16 protein-coding genes are annotated in these 16,018 nt (G+C 43.7%); 10 read left to right on the top strand and 6 right to left on the bottom strand.

The features are described from left to right. Nucleotides 1–571: 571 nt before the first annotated feature. From F6K63_RS05690 to F6K63_RS05680, 3 genes are all read left to right on the top strand, one after another. Nucleotides 572–2,980: an ATP-binding cassette domain-containing protein gene (locus F6K63_RS05690; protein ID WP_287311286.1), complete on the top strand. Its 2,409-nt coding sequence runs from the start codon at nucleotides 572–574 to the stop codon at nucleotides 2,978–2,980. Nucleotides 2,981–3,494: 514 nt separating this feature from the next. Then, nucleotides 3,495–3,728 (top strand): hypothetical protein, encoded by a 234-nt coding sequence (locus F6K63_RS05685; protein ID WP_008179742.1) that lies wholly within the window; start codon nucleotides 3,495–3,497, stop codon nucleotides 3,726–3,728. A gap of 1,662 nt (nucleotides 3,729–5,390) precedes the next feature. Beyond that, on the top strand, nucleotides 5,391–6,458 hold the full coding sequence (locus F6K63_RS05680; RefSeq protein ID WP_008179744.1) for a hypothetical protein: 1,068 nt from the start codon (nucleotides 5,391–5,393) through the stop codon (nucleotides 6,456–6,458). Here F6K63_RS05680 and F6K63_RS05675 read toward each other — a convergent pair. Genes F6K63_RS05675 through F6K63_RS05665 form a run of 3 tightly spaced genes read right to left on the bottom strand, consistent with a single transcriptional unit; the run spans nucleotide 6,377 to nucleotide 7,716 of the window. Then, entirely contained in the window at nucleotides 6,377–6,715 is a 339-nt protein-coding gene (locus F6K63_RS05675; protein WP_287311205.1) for a hypothetical protein, read from the bottom strand. The genes F6K63_RS05680 and F6K63_RS05675 overlap by 82 nt on opposite strands. A gap of 40 nt (nucleotides 6,716–6,755) precedes the next feature. After that, nucleotides 6,756–7,577: an Rpn family recombination-promoting nuclease/putative transposase gene (locus F6K63_RS05670; RefSeq protein WP_287311203.1), complete on the bottom strand. Its 822-nt coding sequence runs from the start codon at nucleotides 7,575–7,577 to the stop codon at nucleotides 6,756–6,758. Next, nucleotides 7,558–7,716: a hypothetical protein gene (locus F6K63_RS05665; protein ID WP_287311201.1), complete on the bottom strand. Its 159-nt coding sequence runs from the start codon at nucleotides 7,714–7,716 to the stop codon at nucleotides 7,558–7,560. Before F6K63_RS05665 ends, F6K63_RS05670 begins: the two co-directional genes overlap by 20 nt. Nucleotides 7,717–7,721: 5 nt before the next feature. Between F6K63_RS05665 and F6K63_RS05660 the strand changes: the two genes are divergently transcribed. The 4 genes from F6K63_RS05660 (at nucleotide 7,722) to F6K63_RS05645 (ending at nucleotide 9,270) form a co-directional block, all read left to right on the top strand. Continuing rightward, a complete protein-coding gene (locus F6K63_RS05660; protein WP_008179749.1) occupies nucleotides 7,722–8,057 on the top strand; it encodes a hypothetical protein in 336 nt (111 codons plus the stop codon). Beyond that, nucleotides 8,054–8,335 (top strand): type II toxin-antitoxin system RelE/ParE family toxin, encoded by a 282-nt coding sequence (locus F6K63_RS05655; protein WP_008179751.1) that lies wholly within the window; start codon nucleotides 8,054–8,056, stop codon nucleotides 8,333–8,335. The genes F6K63_RS05660 and F6K63_RS05655 overlap by 4 nt, the downstream gene beginning before the upstream one ends. Nucleotides 8,336–8,512: 177 nt before the next feature. Beyond that, a complete protein-coding gene (locus F6K63_RS05650) occupies nucleotides 8,513–9,049 on the top strand; it encodes a Uma2 family endonuclease (RefSeq protein ID WP_287253608.1) in 537 nt (178 codons plus the stop codon). A gap of 68 nt (nucleotides 9,050–9,117) precedes the next feature. Next, nucleotides 9,118–9,270: a hypothetical protein gene (locus tag F6K63_RS05645; RefSeq protein WP_165691842.1), complete on the top strand. Its 153-nt coding sequence runs from the start codon at nucleotides 9,118–9,120 to the stop codon at nucleotides 9,268–9,270. A 28-nt stretch (nucleotides 9,271–9,298) separates the two neighbouring features. Here the strand turns inward: F6K63_RS05645 and F6K63_RS05640 are convergent, their stop codons facing one another. Together F6K63_RS05640 and F6K63_RS05635 are read right to left on the bottom strand one after the other, a co-directional pair. Beyond that, on the bottom strand, nucleotides 9,299–10,090 hold the full coding sequence (locus F6K63_RS05640) for a DUF4058 family protein (protein ID WP_287311199.1): 792 nt from the start codon (nucleotides 10,088–10,090) through the stop codon (nucleotides 9,299–9,301). A gap of 115 nt (nucleotides 10,091–10,205) precedes the next feature. Beyond that, entirely contained in the window at nucleotides 10,206–10,793 is a 588-nt protein-coding gene (locus tag F6K63_RS05635) for a Uma2 family endonuclease (RefSeq protein WP_287311197.1), read from the bottom strand. A gap of 672 nt (nucleotides 10,794–11,465) precedes the next feature. Between F6K63_RS05635 and F6K63_RS05630 the strand changes: the two genes are divergently transcribed. Then, nucleotides 11,466–12,149 carry a response regulator transcription factor gene (locus F6K63_RS05630; protein WP_287311195.1) on the top strand — a complete coding sequence of 228 codons (684 nt, stop codon included), beginning with the start codon at nucleotides 11,466–11,468 and terminating at the stop codon, nucleotides 12,147–12,149. On the opposite strand, the gene F6K63_RS05625 is transcribed toward F6K63_RS05630, so the two are convergent. After that, a complete protein-coding gene (locus F6K63_RS05625; RefSeq protein WP_287311193.1) occupies nucleotides 12,146–13,489 on the bottom strand; it encodes an iron uptake porin in 1,344 nt (447 codons plus the stop codon). The genes F6K63_RS05630 and F6K63_RS05625 overlap by 4 nt on opposite strands. A 180-nt stretch (nucleotides 13,490–13,669) precedes the next feature. Here F6K63_RS05625 and F6K63_RS05620 point away from each other — a divergent pair, with 180 nt between their 5' ends. Together F6K63_RS05620 and F6K63_RS05615 are read left to right on the top strand one after the other, a co-directional pair. Continuing rightward, nucleotides 13,670–15,121: a sensor histidine kinase gene (locus tag F6K63_RS05620; RefSeq protein WP_287311191.1), complete on the top strand. Its 1,452-nt coding sequence runs from the start codon at nucleotides 13,670–13,672 to the stop codon at nucleotides 15,119–15,121. A 168-nt stretch (nucleotides 15,122–15,289) separates the two neighbouring features. After that, a partial coding sequence (locus tag F6K63_RS05615; RefSeq protein WP_287311189.1) for a hypothetical protein occupies nucleotides 15,290–16,018 on the top strand: 729 nt, incomplete at its 3' end.

Genomic DNA, 16,018 nt, shown 5'->3' with positions numbered 1-16,018 from the left:
CTTTGTGGCACAGCGTCGAAGCCTGTACCAGGCTACGGTAACAGCTATCGTAAGCTATCAGCTATCAGCTATCAGCTATCAGCTATCAGCTTATGGCTTAGATCACAGCGTCGAAGCCTGTGCCACCCTACTTGAGGTGTTTTTGAATAAAATCAGCTGACCACTGACCACTGACGGCTGACGGCTGAATGCTTACCAGCTATCAGCTTATGGGCATAGGGCAAGCTACACCGAACAGCTTTTGAATAACAAAAATAACCATTAGTTTAATCTGAGTTAAGGAAAGCTGACCGCTGACTGCTGACCGCTGAATGCTTAAGAATTAGAAGGAATATGTTTGCTTTTTATATCAATCCTATGTTTACATCTCAAATAAAAATTATATAGCGTTTATCATAGCTATGAGGTACATTCAAGGTTCTTACCGCTGCTCCGTTCGCGTTTGGCCGTAGGCCACGCGGGGCGCGTTCGCGCAGCGTCTGGCAAAGCCAGTAAGCGTGGCCCACGGCCTTAGCTCCCTAAAACCCTAAGGGCGAGGTACCTCATCCGATTGAGAGTGCTATATATGACAATGATATATCTAGAGCTAAACAATCAAGGTCAAGTACTTCGTTTTTCTCTTGAGAAAGGATTTTATCGATTAGGACGCGATCGCACTTGGTCAGATTTCGATATTCCTGAAACAGGCTGGACTATTGTCTCCCAACGCCATGCTTTTCTGCTTCAAGAGGGAGAGGATTATCGGATTTTTGATGGTGATGGGGCAAATCCAAGTACTAATGGACTATTTGTTAACCACACTCGCATCACTGATGGGTATCTTCTGAAACATGGCTTAGAGTTGACCATTGGACAAAATCCTCGGGATTACATTCGCCTCACTTACTTTAATCCTGCCCATAGTCAACCAAGGGTGACGCCAAATAAACGGCAGCTTTCCTTGGCAAGTGTGCAAAATTGGCCACTGCAATTGGGTCGTTCTCCTAATCCTGAACTTTCCCACTGTTGGCCATTAGATGCACCGACAGTTTCTTCCCTTCACGCTACCCTGATCAAGATTTCCGAAGGCAATTATCAGATTAATAATTATAGCAGAAATGGTACCTTTATTAATGACAAATTAATCCATAAACCAGTTTTACTTAAGGATGGGGATACGATTCGGATTGGTCCGTTTATATTACTGTTGAGGCAGGATACTTTAGAATTAGTTGACCAAGGTAATCAAATTCGGATTGATGCTGATAAATTGCTGCGCGAGGTTAATTATAAATTAGGCAAAAAACGCACTATCCTGAATCACGTTTCTATGCCGATTGAACCAGGTCAGTTAGTGGCTTTGGTAGGAGGTAGTGGCACTGGGAAATCTACGTTACTGAAAACTCTATTAGGAATTGCACCAATTACTAAAGGTACTGTATTTATCAATGGCCAAGATTTGCGACAGCATTTTAATCAGTACCGCTCACAAATTGGCTATGTTCCTCAAGATGATATTGTGCATCGGGATTTAACGGTAAAAGAAGTATTAACCTATGCCTGTGAATTACGATTACCACCAGATACTGATGTCAAACAGGTGGTGAAGCAAACCTTGTCACAAGTGAAACTGGATTTTGTGAGAAACACGGTTGTGGGTAATCTCAGTGGGGGACAACGGAAACGAGTCAGTATTGCTGTGGAATTATTGGCTGATCCAAAACTGTTCTTTCTGGATGAGCCTACTTCTGGTCTAGATCCAGGACTGGATAAGGAAATGATGCAGCTATTGCGAGAATTAGCGAATCAGGGACGAACAGTGGTGCTAGTGACTCATGCTACTGCGAATATTGACGTATGCGATCGCATTGCCTTTATGGGTCGGGGTGGACGGTTGTGTTACTTTGGTCCTCCCACAGAAGCCATGGACTTTTTTAAGATGCCATCTCCAGACTTAAGATACTTTCCTGATATTTACCTGAAGCTAGAGCAAGGGGAAACACCAGAGGAACTTGAGCAGAATAGTGAACACTGGCATCAGCAGTTTCTCAGCTCAGCTGGTTACAAGACCTACATTTCCGCACACCTCAGTCCTGGTCAAAGGTTGCTATCGACCTCAATCCCTAGCAAAAGTGCTGGTATTCCTGTTTTCAAGCAACTCAAGCAACTGCTGTTGCTCAGTCAGCGCTATCTACAACTAGTAGTGCGGGATATGCGAAGTCTTGCCCTAGCCTTACTAACTGCTCCGATTGGGATTAGTTTGATTATTCTGACGTTGTCAGGGAAAGACCCCTTAGCTCAACTGAAGTCTCCAGAGATCTCCCAAGCACCTCTAGCGCTACAAGTACTGTTTATTTTTACCTGTGCTGCCCTTTGGGTAGGACTATCTAGTTCACTGCAAGAAATTGTGAAAGAGTCCAGTATTTATGCCAGAGAGCGACTGGTTAATTTAGGGTTATTTCCCTATCTCGGTTCCAAAGTACTGATTCGGTCTGGCTTAGCTATTCTACAAACTATCTTGATTGTTGCTATTGTCCTCTATGGGTTTAAGCCACCTACCTCTGAACTACTGGATTGGAAAATTGGCTTGGGAATCACTACTTTTTTAACCATTACCGCTGCTACCAGTTTAGGTCTGATGGTATCGACATTGGTTAAAAATGAAAGTGAAGCAAATAATACTATACCATTAATTTTGCTACCCCAGATTATTTTTTCTGGAGTTATTTTTAAACTAAAAGGATTAGCCAGTACACTATCTTGGCTGATGGTAAGTCGTTGGTCAATGGGAGCTTACGGTGCCCTGGTAAATGTTAATAGTATGGTACCAGAACAGTCTTCCAGGTTCGGATTGAAGCTTCCTCCTCCTCCCTTTGAAGCAACACCCGTTTATGATGCCACCTGGCAAAATTTAATTCTTAATTGGCTACTACTGTGCTTACACACAGGGGTTTATTTAATAATCGCCTTTAAATTACAGAAGCGGAAGGATATTTTATAGGAAATATGTAGGGTGGGCAGTGCTTACTTTGATCATTGTCAGGTTTTCAATTTATCTGAGGCACTGCCCACCAGAGAATTAATTTTATAGTTAATTTACTGTCGGTGGGCAGAGAAATATAGAGTAGATGTAGGGTGGGCAGTGCTTACTTTTAGGATAGTCAGGTTTTAAATTAGTCGGATGCACTGCCCACCCTACTATTAATCTGTCGGTGGGCAGTGCTTACTTTTAGGATTATCAGCTTTTCAATTGGTTTTATGCACTGCCCACCCTACTATTAATCTGTCGGTGGGCAGTGCTTACTTTTAGGATTGTCAGCTTTTCAATTGGTTTTATGCACTGCCCACCCTACTATTAATCTCTGATATTAACACAAAAAATCATCGGATATCTTTTCTTTCTAACCTCTCCACAATCTCCATATTTCGTAATAAAAAAAATTACTAAACCCCTTGACTGTAAATTAATTTATAAATATATTAATAATATAAGCAGTTTCAAGGAGTCATTACTGATGACTAAAAACTTTCCACCTAACTCTGATGACAATATCACCCCTGAAAACGAAGGTCGTAAACGGAAGAAAGCCAAGCTCGTTTTGATCGGTTCTCCTGAAAAGGTTCGCAAAACAATTAATGCCATTTATTCCCTTAAGTATGCTTACCCAGACGAGTGGAGCACTCCCGAGCCTACTGGAAAACCGGGTGAGGTTATGACCTTTTTGATTCGATATTTTTACGTAGACTAGGATAGTAAATTGCCAGGGCAAAGCCCTGGCGACTATGAATGGTGAACGTTTTTTGTGGAGGGATATAAATCAGGATGAAGGATGAGTTAGAATGTGGTTGCTTTCGAGCAGTTGCTGACTAATTCGATAAGAATGTATTAGTTCATCAGTAGCGATGCAGCGCGGTCTTGGGGAGGCAGCGCGGTCTTGGGGGTTTCCCCCATGAGCGACTGCATCAAGACAGTGATTTAGAGTTGAGTTGAGCTCAGCTTTACAAAAGAATTCGGTCAAGACTTGGGGTTAACCAGAGCTTGACCGATTTTTTTTTGTTATAGTTAGAGGAATTATTAATTGGGTGAGTTCGTAGGGTGCGTTAGGGACGGGCTTGCACTCATTTTATCGGTCGTCAATGTTGGGAAAGTCCGTCCCGTAACGCACCACCGGGTCAAACAGTAAAAATGAGATGCACCCGAGCAGCAACGCCTCTTAAGTTGTCTCATCTCAGCCGTCCCAATTTGCCCACCCATTAGCAGGATATCCCTTTCAAATGGGGAGAGATGGAATTAGCGACAAAGTTCAGCCAAGGCAGATGTATCGGAGCCAAATTATGTAACGCTTTGTGGATTTTTTTAACCTTCTATGTACTTTTATAAATAGTTACAAACTGGCTCGATTTCTTGTAACAGATAACTATAATTACTATGATACCAGTTGGTTAAAGTTTGGGGTGCCATGTCGCGCTCCTAGAAGACGGTGGGATCGAGTGCATCTCATTTTTGCCGTTTGGGTGGTGCGTTACGGGACGGATTGTCCTAACACTGGCTACCAAGAAAATAAGGGCTCCCCCGTCCCTAACGCACCCTACGAACATTTACAAAAGTGAGATGCACCCATGTGATCGACTGGTATTGTTTTCTTCAAGGGTACAAGGTAAATAGAACTAGCTATGCGGACTCATACCTATAAACCGAAATATTCTAACTCTACCTCTAGGACAATAGCTCAAAAAAAGAAAGACTCCAGAGTGATTGGTTCTAGAAGAAGATTGGATGCAGGTGCGGCTCGTTCCAGCTAGGAGCCTCTAGAAACTAGAGGGGTATGAGCTGGGGGAATCGCGAGGGTTAGTAAACCGCTAGAGAAAATGTTGCAGAGTATACCAAAAACTTTTATTATTTGTTAGAATTAAATTAGGGTAACACCGACAGAGATTATTATGTAACTTAAATTAAAACCGAAAACCAAGGGTTTAATAGTTGCACTGTCTATCCCGGTGGAACCAAATTTGTTGACATTTTTATGGCGCTCGCGGGATATTCCGTAAGAGCTTTGGGAGATACCCCCTGGATGTGAAAGCATCTTGCATTGGCGAGCCAGAATTTGCTTTTGGTAGATTTTGGTAGCTAAAAAGTATCGGATACACCCTCAAAATTTCTAACTATCTTTTGGATGTGGGTGAAAACCCCACCCCTGAGGAGACAGGTGACTCCCTACCTGGCCACACCGGGTGCATCTCATATTTGTAAAAAAGATCTCAAGTGTGGGGCCCGGGCGCGGGGAGTGTGGGGCCCGGGCGCGAGGAGTGTGGGAATTTTATGCCGAATTTTTGCCTAATTGCAAAACTGAGATGCACCAGGCAAGCAATGCTTCTCCTTCATACTTTTATTGTTCATCAGGATTAAGCTGATGTTGAAAATAACAAAATATATTTTTACCCTCGTTGTTGTAGTTTTGTTTACTGCATTCTACGCAGTCGGGAATGCTCAGGTTGACACACTTGAATGGGGATTTATACCTCCTGGGACAGCAGAAACTTGTAAAGCTATTTCTAGAATTGGTACGATTGAACCATTTTCGGGAACGTATCAACAGTGTGGTGATCGATGTGCTGCAATTGTGAACTGCGGAGCTTGGAATTTGGATTCGGTAAATCAAAAATGCCGTGTATACACGTCAGAATGTTCTGAACCAGACCCCTCCGGTGGATGGGGATTTATACCTCCTGGGACCGCAGAAACTTGTAAAGCTATTTCTAGAATTCGTACGATTGAACCATTTTCGGGAACCTATGAACAGTGTGGTGATCGATGTGCTGCAATTGTGAACTGCGGAGCTTGGAATTTGGATTCGGTAAATCAAAAATGCCGTGTATACACGTCAAAATGTTCTGAACCAGACTCCATTACTGAAGATTTCACCGGTGGGACCTTTGATTCAGCAAATTTCGAGATCGGAGGTGGAACCGGGAATGCCACTGATGCTGGTTGGGCAAGTGTGACTAATCGCGGAACCCTTCGTACTGTAGCATCTAATCTCAAACCGAGTATTGACAATCCACTCACAATTGAGGCAGACATTACTTTCACTCCGGCTAACGAAATTGCTTTTCTTCAAGTTCGTGGTGACGGACTTCCTTCTGGTTCCTTTGACGAACCAAGTAACGGAATATACCTGCGATTGCATAACTTCCAAAATGGCCATACTGGAGTCTCATTCGGTGGCCCCTTCATGGAGTTTTTCCGTAAAGATCCACCGGGAGGAGATAGTTTTTGGGACGACCCAGTCCACCTGCTTCTCACCGATGACGGCTCTACAATTTCAGTAACTTTGACAAACACAGTCACCAATGTTGTTAACGCCTTCAGTATCAATGATATGCGTAGCTCTGGGGGTTATGTTGCCTTCTCCACATCGGCCAATGGTGCCCGTTGGGACAACATCTCTATCACCCACAATAACCTGACTGGCAAGTAGACTCGGTTACCGAACTTCTGACAATTTTGGTGCGAGCAGGTTTTCTGTAGTGCGATCGCATAATATACTATATGTAGTGCGATCGCTCTGATATTGTAGGGTGGGCAAATCGACAGGATAACTGATGAAATTGCCAAACTTTCATTATTTGCCCACCCTACCCTACGGCATGCGATCGCCTCTGTTGTTTGTTGGGTAAAAGTGCGATCGCTCTTGTGGGGTGGGCAAATCGACAGGATAACTGATGAAATTGCCAAACTTTCATTATTTGCCCACCCTACCCCTGAATGCTTACCCTCAATCCTCTCGCAGCTTCTCAATTTCCTCTACAGGTAAGCCAGTAGTCTGACTAATTGTTTCATTATCTAACAAAGGCAAAAGCTGCTGTGCTATTTCTTGCTTAGCTTGTTTCTCAGCAAAAATCACTAGCCCTTGTTGGTCATGAATAAACATCTCTCTTTTTCCTAATTCCTCCAAATCCTTCCTACTTAAATTTGCCTCAGAAGCAATTCCAAATGCCTGTTGAAACTCTGGTAGTTGCGCCATTTGCGGTGGCACCGTCTCTAAGGAAGGCGCATTTTTTAAAAAATACATCCACAACTCATCGAGTTGGTCTAACTCTTCCAACTGCTTCTCAAACTTCGGTAGTTCCACAAACACTAACTCTAAGTGATTTTCGATGTAGCTGATGTTGGTAGTTTCTTCTCGTAACTTGAAATTAGAAATTATCTGATTATGCTCAGGAAACATGACAAAATCGGTAATCGTCAGAGCAATCACTGGCTTGAGATAACGATAGCCTTCTCCTTTACCTAACTGTAGAGAGTAAGCTTTAGTAGCATTGTATAAAACTCGTCTAGCAAAGGATTCTACCTGCAAAACCTGCATTTCAATAATCACCAAAGAACCATTACTCAGTTTGGCCTTCACATCGAGGAAAGAGTCTTTGAGGATTGGAAGAGGAGAAGACTGATAAGGGTCAATAATTTCCAAATCTTGGATCAGAGGTTGATTGTGGTAGACAAGAGCATTGAGAAAGCTAATCAGAATCGGTTTACTTTCCTGGGAGGCAAAGATTTTTTTGAAGGCAAAGTCGGTTTTAGGGCTGATAAATGTCATTACTTAGCTCTCCACTAAAAGTGGTATACTCTAAGTATATAGCAATCCTATCTGATTCATGAAAGAAATGGGCTGCTTTAAGTGCGATCGCTCTTGTAGTAGTGCGATCGCTCTTGTAGTAGGGTGGGCAAAGGGACATGATTCGTGATCAAATGGCCTTTCTTTAATTATTTGCCCACCCTACCCCACATTCATTATTTGCCCACCCTACTCCCTGCTGATTTTGATAAAATAGAAAAAACCGGAAATCATCTTGAAAGTATGCTCAAAACCTCAGCCTTTCAGCAAGCGATTGAAACCGTTGAAAAATTGTCCTTAGAAGAGCAAGAGATATTACTCGATACTCTTCTCAAAAGATTCCATCTACAACGGAGAGAAATACTATTGCAAGAAATCAAAGAAATTCGCCAAGAATTAGCGGAAGGTAAAGTAAAATTTGGCTCAGTTGATCAATTCTTAGAAGAACTCGATCAACCATGAAAATTGCTTGGACACCCCAATCACTAAGAGGTTTAAAGCGAATACTTCGTAAAAGACCAGATTTTAGACCACTAATTGAGAAAACCGTGCGTCAGTTAGCAGAAGATCCATTTCATCCTAGCTTACACACCCACAAACTTAAAGGCGATTTATCCAATATCTGGTCATGTTCAATTGACTACAGCTACCGTATTTTATTTGAATTTATCGAAAATCCTGAAGATTCTGAAGAAGCTATTTTGTTGCTTAATTTAGGTTCTCATGATGAAGTATATTAGCTGACGGCGAGCTTGTAGAGTAGTGCCTACGCTCTTGTCGGGTGGGCAAATGGACATGATAAGTGATCAAATGGTGTTTCAAAGATTATTTGCCCACCCTACCCCTCGAAGCGCAAGACGAGCCATGAAATATTTGTTGGATAGGGATCATTTAAGCATTATTCAGCTAACTTAATTATGCAATCACCTAGCATTACTAACTCCTTAGACGCTTTTCTCCAACAACCCAACATAGAAGCTTCTCCTGCTTGGGAATTCATCCATGGACACCCGAAGCAAAAACCGATGCCAACATTGTTTCATTCCCGCCTCCAGCGTAACCTTGTAAACGCCATCAACAATCAAACCCATGCTTGCGTTGCGATTCAAGAACTCCGGTGCATCATTCCTCCCTTATCCCCTGTACCAGATATTGTGGTTGTTAAACGCGATCGCATCCGGGATCAAGATCGCCCCCTGCAAGGTTCACCAGACTGGTTAATTGAAATTCGCTCCCCTGACCAAAGCACATTAGACCTACAGAACAAAATTCTGCACTGCTTAAGCAACGGGACTAAGCTGGCTTGGCTAATCGATATTCAGCGACAGCAAATCTGGGTTTGGGAAAACCAGGAACTACCACTGGTGTTTGCCGGAACTGATATACTCCCCACCCTTGACACTATCTCAGACTTTACAGTGGAAGCAGTAATTGCCATGACCCGACAGCGATAACTGAGGGGGATTATTCGCTCTTGTAGTGCGATCGCTGATCTTGTCGGGTGGGCAAATGGACATGATAAGTGATCAAATGGTGTTTCAAAGATTATTTGCCCACCCTACGCCTGACTGCTGACCACTCTTGTAGTGCGATCGCTGATCTTGTCGGGTGGGCAAATGGACATGATAACGGATCAAATGGTGTTTCAAAGATTATTTGCCCACCCTACGCCTGACTGCTGACCGCTGAATGCTTACCCCACCCTAGTGCGATCGCAATTCTCGCTCCGTTAACCATGTATTAACCCAAACTCGGTCTTCTTCCGACAATTGCGGTAGTGGCTCTTGATTATAATCTATGAGTAAATCATAACTGGCTTGGTCGTAGATATTACTCAACAATAGCTGTAAATCTACTAATGGTTCTGTATCTCCAGACTTCAGAGGTAATGGAAATGAGGGGATAGGAGCTGGTAAATTAAATCCATACAAATCAGCTTGAGGACGACGGTCTCCTCGACTGACTAAAATTCGATAATGGGTTTCAATATTGCTGTTGTAAACTGGCATTGGTTGTCCCTTACGCAGTAAATCAATTTCTACTAAATGAGTGAAACTGCCTAAAACCTTATTTCGTTTAGTCTCATATTGCTTGCGTCCTTCCCCAGAACGTTTATTAATGGGAGAGAGTATTTCAATAACTGTTACTACTTCCTTGGTAGCTACTTCTCGCACTTCTAAATAACCTTGCTTAATGGTTTCAGGTACAGGAACTTGTACTGTTTGGGGTTGAGTTGGGAGTTCTGCAACTGAAACATTGGTCATTGGTTGTTTCGTTGTAACCTGTGAACCTTTGACAGTTAAATCTGGAATGCCAACGAGTAGAGATTCTTCCCCAATGGTTTCATACATGCGCACTTCAACACCAACTCTGTATTTTGGACGCAGTTGAGGAGAAAGGAATTTAGCCAGCTCCCCAATAAGTAACAAATGTACTCCTGGCCAAACTTCTGGATGTTCTAGGTAAGGGTTCATCCCTGGAAAAGGGGAAGGCATAAAATTTCCTCCTCGGTGCTTAGAGGGTTCAACTTAGAGCATTCAGCATTCAGGTTTTAGAACTTAGCTGACAGCTGAAAGCTAACGGCTGATGGCTAAAAGTCTATTACTTATTCTAAAGCGCACCATTCAACACTTGTTGTGCCGAAAGCTGTAACCCCGGAAAAATAGTTGATTCAATCAACTCATCCCTGACAAAAACCGTTTCCTCATAAAGATCATCCACCAAGTGCAACACCACAACCTGCTCTTTGAGCGGATCGACAATCCAATATTCGCGAATCCCCAGCAAGTTATACTCCACTCGTTTGCTTCGATAATCCGTCGTCCGAGTCGATTCGCTAACCACTTCAACCACCAAAAAAGGTGGCGATTCGTTGAGACGAATGATCGCCTCTCGATCCAGCATTCCCTGCCATTGCTCCAGTGTTGCCACCGTCACATCTGGAATCCGCGCTGTATCCCAACGTCCCCCACGGGGCGACTCAATCGCAATAAACCCTTGCTTAGAAACCCAGGCTAACCCCTGAACCTGAATTTCAGCCCGAAATTGATCGTTGAGAAACTCAGTAATTGCACCATGTTGTCCTTTGGGTTGAGACATGGCAATCAGTTCCCCATTCACCAGTTCATAACGCCGATCAGTGCCATCGTTGTAGCTTAAGTAGTCTTCGAGGCTAAGCAGTGGAGTAGTGGCAGTCATCGGAGTTTTCCTAAGAAGCCATTTTTTTGATAATACTAGTTTAGCAAAAAAATCGGTCGGAAGCAGGAAGTTAGGGCGATCGCTCTTGACCCACTCTTCATAGTGCTACAATTCGAGCAATACTGTTTGGTAAAAACAACCCATGACTAAATTAATCCAAGAAACCTTTGAGCAGATCGCACAGCTTTCGAAATAACAACAAAACGCGCTAGCAATTTATTTACACAAACACCTCGCTGACTTTTTGCAGCAAGCTGAAAGAGAGAAACGAATTGAAGAAGACACTTATACAATTAACGACTTCAATGAAGAGACGCAACCAGCGATTATAAATATTGAATAACAAAAAAAATTGACCGTTTGTGCCAATAAATAATCTCTCTACAATGAACTTGGAATTTAATGCTATCACCTGTTTTTGAAAACCGCTTTAATAAAGACGTAAAACTGCTACAGAAGCGTGGCAAAAATAGGGAACAGGGAACAGAAAGATGTCTTAACCTTTACTTCGACTGCTATACGTCTGCTGACCGCTGACCGCTGACCGCTGACCGCTGACCGCTGAATGCTTACTAAGGTCTGGTCAAGGTTTCGGGTGCTAAAATCACTACTTGTGCACCACTACCGAAAAATTATTGTCTAGCTGCTTGAATAGACTGCACCCGCACAATCATGAAAATTCTCATAGTAGAAGACGATGACCGGATTGCTAAGCCCCTAGCGGAAGACCTGCGATGCCAGCATTATTTGGTAGATTTAGCCTTTGACGGGGTAGAGGGATGGGAGTACACCCAAGCTATTAAGTATGACCTGATTTTGCTGGATCTGATGCTGCCCCGGTTAGATGGTATCAGCTTATGCAAGCGATTACGGGCTTGCTCCTACAGCGCTTTGATACTGATGCTAACAGCACGGGACACTACCACTGATAAGGTGATTGGTCTCGATGCTGGAGCTGATGATTATCTGGTCAAGCCTTTTGAGCTAGAGGAACTAGCAGCTCGAATCCGGGCATTGGCACGCCGTCCCCCAGAGATACAGCAACCTTTGCTAGAGCAGGGTAAACTGGTACTCAATCCTCCCCTCCATACAGCTACCTATGCTGGCACCCCTCTCAATTTAACTCCCAAGGAGTACCTGATCTTAGAATGCTTGTTGCAGAAACCGGGTCAAGTTTTTAGCCGTGCCATGTTGCTGGATAAGCTATGGGAGGTCGATAGTATGGCTGGTGAAGGTACCATTAAGACTCACATTACCAACCTGCGTCACAAATTAAAACTAGCAGGGAATAAACAAAAATTAATTGAAACAGTTTATGGTGTAGGGTACTGCTTTCGTGCCGAGAAATCCTCCTAAAACTCGAATGCTGTTCTAACCGCAAACACGAAGAGGTCAGGATTGCTATTATCATGGTTTGGGGCTGTAATCCAGATCAAACCCGGTGTGATTGAAATTTGCTCGCTTACCTGATTTTTATAGAAAACCTCGATATGCCATGAGGTATCTGGATCCCTTTGTTGATCATCAATCAGAAAACCACTCGTCCCCGTTAACCTGGGTTCCTGACCAATAACAATCCCTAAGAGATTCCCCTCCTGACCCAAATCAGCGAAGGCCAGGGTGAGGGCGTAATTCCAAATGTTAGCCTCTCCCAAGTCAATAACCGTTGCCTTTGTTAATCCCACCCAACCCCCAACCGCCACCCTAGGATCGGGAACAAAAGATGCTGCAATCCCGAAAGAATTTCCCACAACTGGGCGGTCTAGATTCACCTGTGACCTCACGCTACCTGTATCAGTTTCCAGACCGGAATCGTTATAGTTGTAAACATAGGTGAATCCCAGTAGGAAACGTTCGCTCGGTTCAAATTCCAGCTGTACAAACCCACTGAGGTTACCATTAAATAAACCTGCTCCAGCGTCAGGGTTCTCTGCTTCTCCACTGTAATACCCAACACCAACACTGAGGGCATCATTGAAGTCGTATCTTACCTCAATCCCTGCATCCTCAACCAAATTATGGATGGGATTTTCGGCTCCAAACTCCGAAATCGCGCCATCTTTACTATCTTCGAGAAAGGGATTGAAGTCGCTGAGGTCATCTCCACTAACAGAGATAAAGATGCTAGCCTGGTCACTAACAGGAAATTCGTAGGACAACTCGCTCAGCTCCAAGCGACCGCCTTCGGTATCTCCGAAAAACCCTAGCCGACCTTCTGAGGTAACCTCATCAGTAAAGGAAAAATCAACCGAGTTTCCCTTCTCAAGGGCAACTTCCAAATTGTCTTCCCCAGTGAAGCTGATATTGAACTTTAGTTCCACACTTCCCTGAAACACCACAGAGTCATCAACATCTTTCCCAAAAGCACTACTTATACCCAGGAGTACTTCACCAGACAAGACCGCTGTAGGGGAAAACTGCTGAGTCTCTAGATCAGAAAGACGATATTCCAGAGGGTTCAGGCGAGAGCATAGTTCACTCTGTTGAATGGGGCATCGTTGTTGATTGTCTTCAGTAGTAACTTCAACTGTGGGCTGGACTCTCAACTGATGGACAGGGGTGACCTGTTCCATAAGCTCAGGCATGGGGGGAGTGGAAACATCCCATACCTTCTGTTGGGCTAACTGTAATTGGGGAGCTGGTTGATTTGCTATTTGCCCTTGAGTCAAAATAGCGGTTGCTATGAGATTGAACATTACCCTTTCCGGCGTTGCTGAACTAAGGAATGATCTCAAGTATGGTCGGATGAATTGTCAGATGAATTGTCAGATGAATTGTCAGTGGTCAGTTACCAATTACCTATTACCAATTACCAAAAATATAGGGACTATTTGATCAGGGGTTAACTAAAATTAATAGTATAGGATTTTACTCTCGTGTTTCAAAAGATTCGCCATCGGCTGCTATTATCCTACCTGACAGTGCTAACCTTAAATTTGAGTGTGTTGGCAGTTGCTGTCCGCATTACCTTTGCCCGCAGCTTAAACGAGCAAATTACAGATAGGTTAGTAACTCTCGAAAGAGCAGCGGCTCTGGAGCTGGAGGTAAAAGATGAGGATGAGGAGAAAGATGGGCATCAGGATGGAGATGGGGAAGTTGAGGTTGATCAAGACAATGTTTTAGTGGAACAGAAGCAGGCAATACAGTCCTATGAGGAAGAATGCCAATTGCCAGATAACCTAGAGAAAGTTCCAGTTGAGGTTGATGAAGACGATGTTTTAGTAGGACAGAAGCAATTAATACAGTGGTATGATCAAGAGTGTAATTATTTACATCACCAAGTCGATCAGCAAGGGAACTTACGAATAGATCAGCAAGGAAACTTATTAGATCAGCAAGCAAACCCGATTATAGACTTGCCATTCTTACCAGAGCAAGCCCAGGTTAAGATTACTTCCTATCCAGCTATGGTTCGGACTTCCCCTGTTAAGGATCCTGAAACTGGTCAGTTCCTTGGCTATGTACGGGTAAGTGAATCTCTCGAAGACCTGTATGACCTACAACGTAAGCTAGATTGGGGGCTAGGCAGCGGTATTGTGATTGCGCTGGCCCTCAGTGGTGTAGGGGGTATCTGGCTCACCCGTCAGGCGATGGAACCGATTGAGGAGAGTTTCCAACGACTCAAGCAGTTTACCGCTGATGCCTCCCACGAACTTCGTAGTCCCTTGATGGCAATTAAAAGTAATGCAGCGGTGGCACTTAAGTATCCAGAAGGAATGCGACCTACGGATACAGAAAAGTTTGAAGCGATCGCTAGTGGCACCAAACAAATGACTCGCCTCACAGAGGGCTTACTACTTTTAGCTCGTACTGATAAAGCTAAGCACTTAGATCGGCAAAATCTTAATCTAGCCTTGATTTTATCTGATTTGGTGCGGTTGTATCAGACTCAAGCCTGGGAGAAACAAATCGATTTGAAAGCTCAACTTACCAGAGACTTGTGCTTGCTAGGGGATGAAATGCTATTGAGGCAGTTATTTACCAATTTGATTCAAAATGCCCTATACCATACGCCATCAGGAGGCGTAGTGGCAATCCAAACCAGTTGTACTCGCTCTCATCTAATCGTTAAGGTGCAAGATACCGGTGTAGGCATTGCACCAGAACATCTCGAAAAGATATTTGAACGGTTTTGGCGGGTAGATCAATCTCGTTCTTACAAAGCCCAGAAGTCGGGCTTAGGGTTAGCGATCGCCCAGGCTATTGCTCACAGGCACGGGGGTCTAATCACTGTAGAGAGTCAGCTAGGAGTTGGCAGTTGTTTCACCGTTAGCTTACCTATTTCCCCCAAAGCCGTTAAATATACTAAAGCTATCAAACTAGGCTAAAGATTAGTGCGATACAATTCTTAAAAAAATCTTGCCAAGTTCTTGACATTCCCTCAATAGAAATAGGTTGGAGGGAAAAAAACCGTGATCCTATCTTGTCAAAGGTGCGATTACCTCCGGCTTGATCTCAGCATGCATTGAACTCGTCAAGAACATAAGGATAGAAAAATGAAAATTCTTGCAGATTTCAGCTCGGCTACATTTGAACCAGATGCTCTGATCGATAATCCGTACTTTACCCTAACACCAGAAACCATTTTTGCTTACAAGGCAGAAGAAACCGAGGAGGATAGTGAGATAGAAGACTTAAAGGAAGACATCGAAGACCTTGAAGAAGAAATCGAAGACCTCGAAGAAGACATCGAAGACCTCGAAGAAGACCTAGAAGAGGACAGGGAGATAGAAGACCTGATCGAAGAAATCGAAGAGCTTGAGGAAGAAATCGAAGAGCTTGAGGAAGACCTGGAAGACCTTGAAGAAGACTTGGAAGACATCGAGGACGAAGCCGAGGAAACCGAGATCGAAGACCTGATCGAAGAAATCGAAGAGCTTGATGACGAACTCGAAGAACTTGAGGAAGACCTAGAAGAGCTCAAGGATGCCCTAGACCTCGAAGAAGAAGAGGAAACCGAGATCGAAGACTTGATCGAAGACCTCGAAGAACTTGAGGAAGAACTCGAAGAGCTTGAGGAAGAAATCGAAGACCTTGAAGAAGACCTAGAAGAGGACAGGGAGATAGAAGACCTGATCGAAGAAATCGAAGAGCTTGAGGAAGAAATCGAAGAGCTTGAGGAAGACCTGGAAGACCTTGAAGAAGACTTGGAAGACATCGAGGACGAAGCCGAGGAAACCGAGATCGAAGACCTGATCGAAGAAATCGAAGAGCTTGATGACGAA

It is taken from the genome of Moorena sp. SIO1G6 (genome assembly GCF_010672795.1).
GTDB lineage: Bacteria > Cyanobacteriota > Cyanobacteriia > Cyanobacteriales > Coleofasciculaceae > Moorena > Moorena producens.
This window is presented reverse-complemented; position numbering and strand designations above follow the sequence as displayed.

Coding starts and splice junctions, on each gene's coding strand:
- F6K63_RS05690 (WP_287311286.1), top strand. CDS start 572: ATGATATATCTAGAGCTAAACAATCAAGGTCAAGTACTTCGTTTTTCT.
- F6K63_RS05685 (WP_008179742.1), top strand. CDS start 3,495: ATGACTAAAAACTTTCCACCTAACTCTGATGACAATATCACCCCTGAA.
- F6K63_RS05680 (WP_008179744.1), top strand. CDS start 5,391: ATGTTGAAAATAACAAAATATATTTTTACCCTCGTTGTTGTAGTTTTG.
- F6K63_RS05670 (WP_287311203.1), bottom strand. CDS start 7,577: ATGACATTTATCAGCCCTAAAACCGACTTTGCCTTCAAAAAAATCTTT.
- F6K63_RS05665 (WP_287311201.1), bottom strand. CDS start 7,716: ATGTCCCTTTGCCCACCCTACTACAAGAGCGATCGCACTACTACAAGA.
- F6K63_RS05655 (WP_008179751.1), top strand. CDS start 8,054: ATGAAAATTGCTTGGACACCCCAATCACTAAGAGGTTTAAAGCGAATA.
- F6K63_RS05650 (WP_287253608.1), top strand. CDS start 8,513: ATGCAATCACCTAGCATTACTAACTCCTTAGACGCTTTTCTCCAACAA.
- F6K63_RS05640 (WP_287311199.1), bottom strand. CDS start 10,090: ATGCCTTCCCCTTTTCCAGGGATGAACCCTTACCTAGAACATCCAGAA.
- F6K63_RS05635 (WP_287311197.1), bottom strand. CDS start 10,793: ATGACTGCCACTACTCCACTGCTTAGCCTCGAAGACTACTTAAGCTAC.
- F6K63_RS05630 (WP_287311195.1), top strand. CDS start 11,466: ATGAAAATTCTCATAGTAGAAGACGATGACCGGATTGCTAAGCCCCTA.
- F6K63_RS05625 (WP_287311193.1), bottom strand. CDS start 13,489: ATGTTCAATCTCATAGCAACCGCTATTTTGACTCAAGGGCAAATAGCA.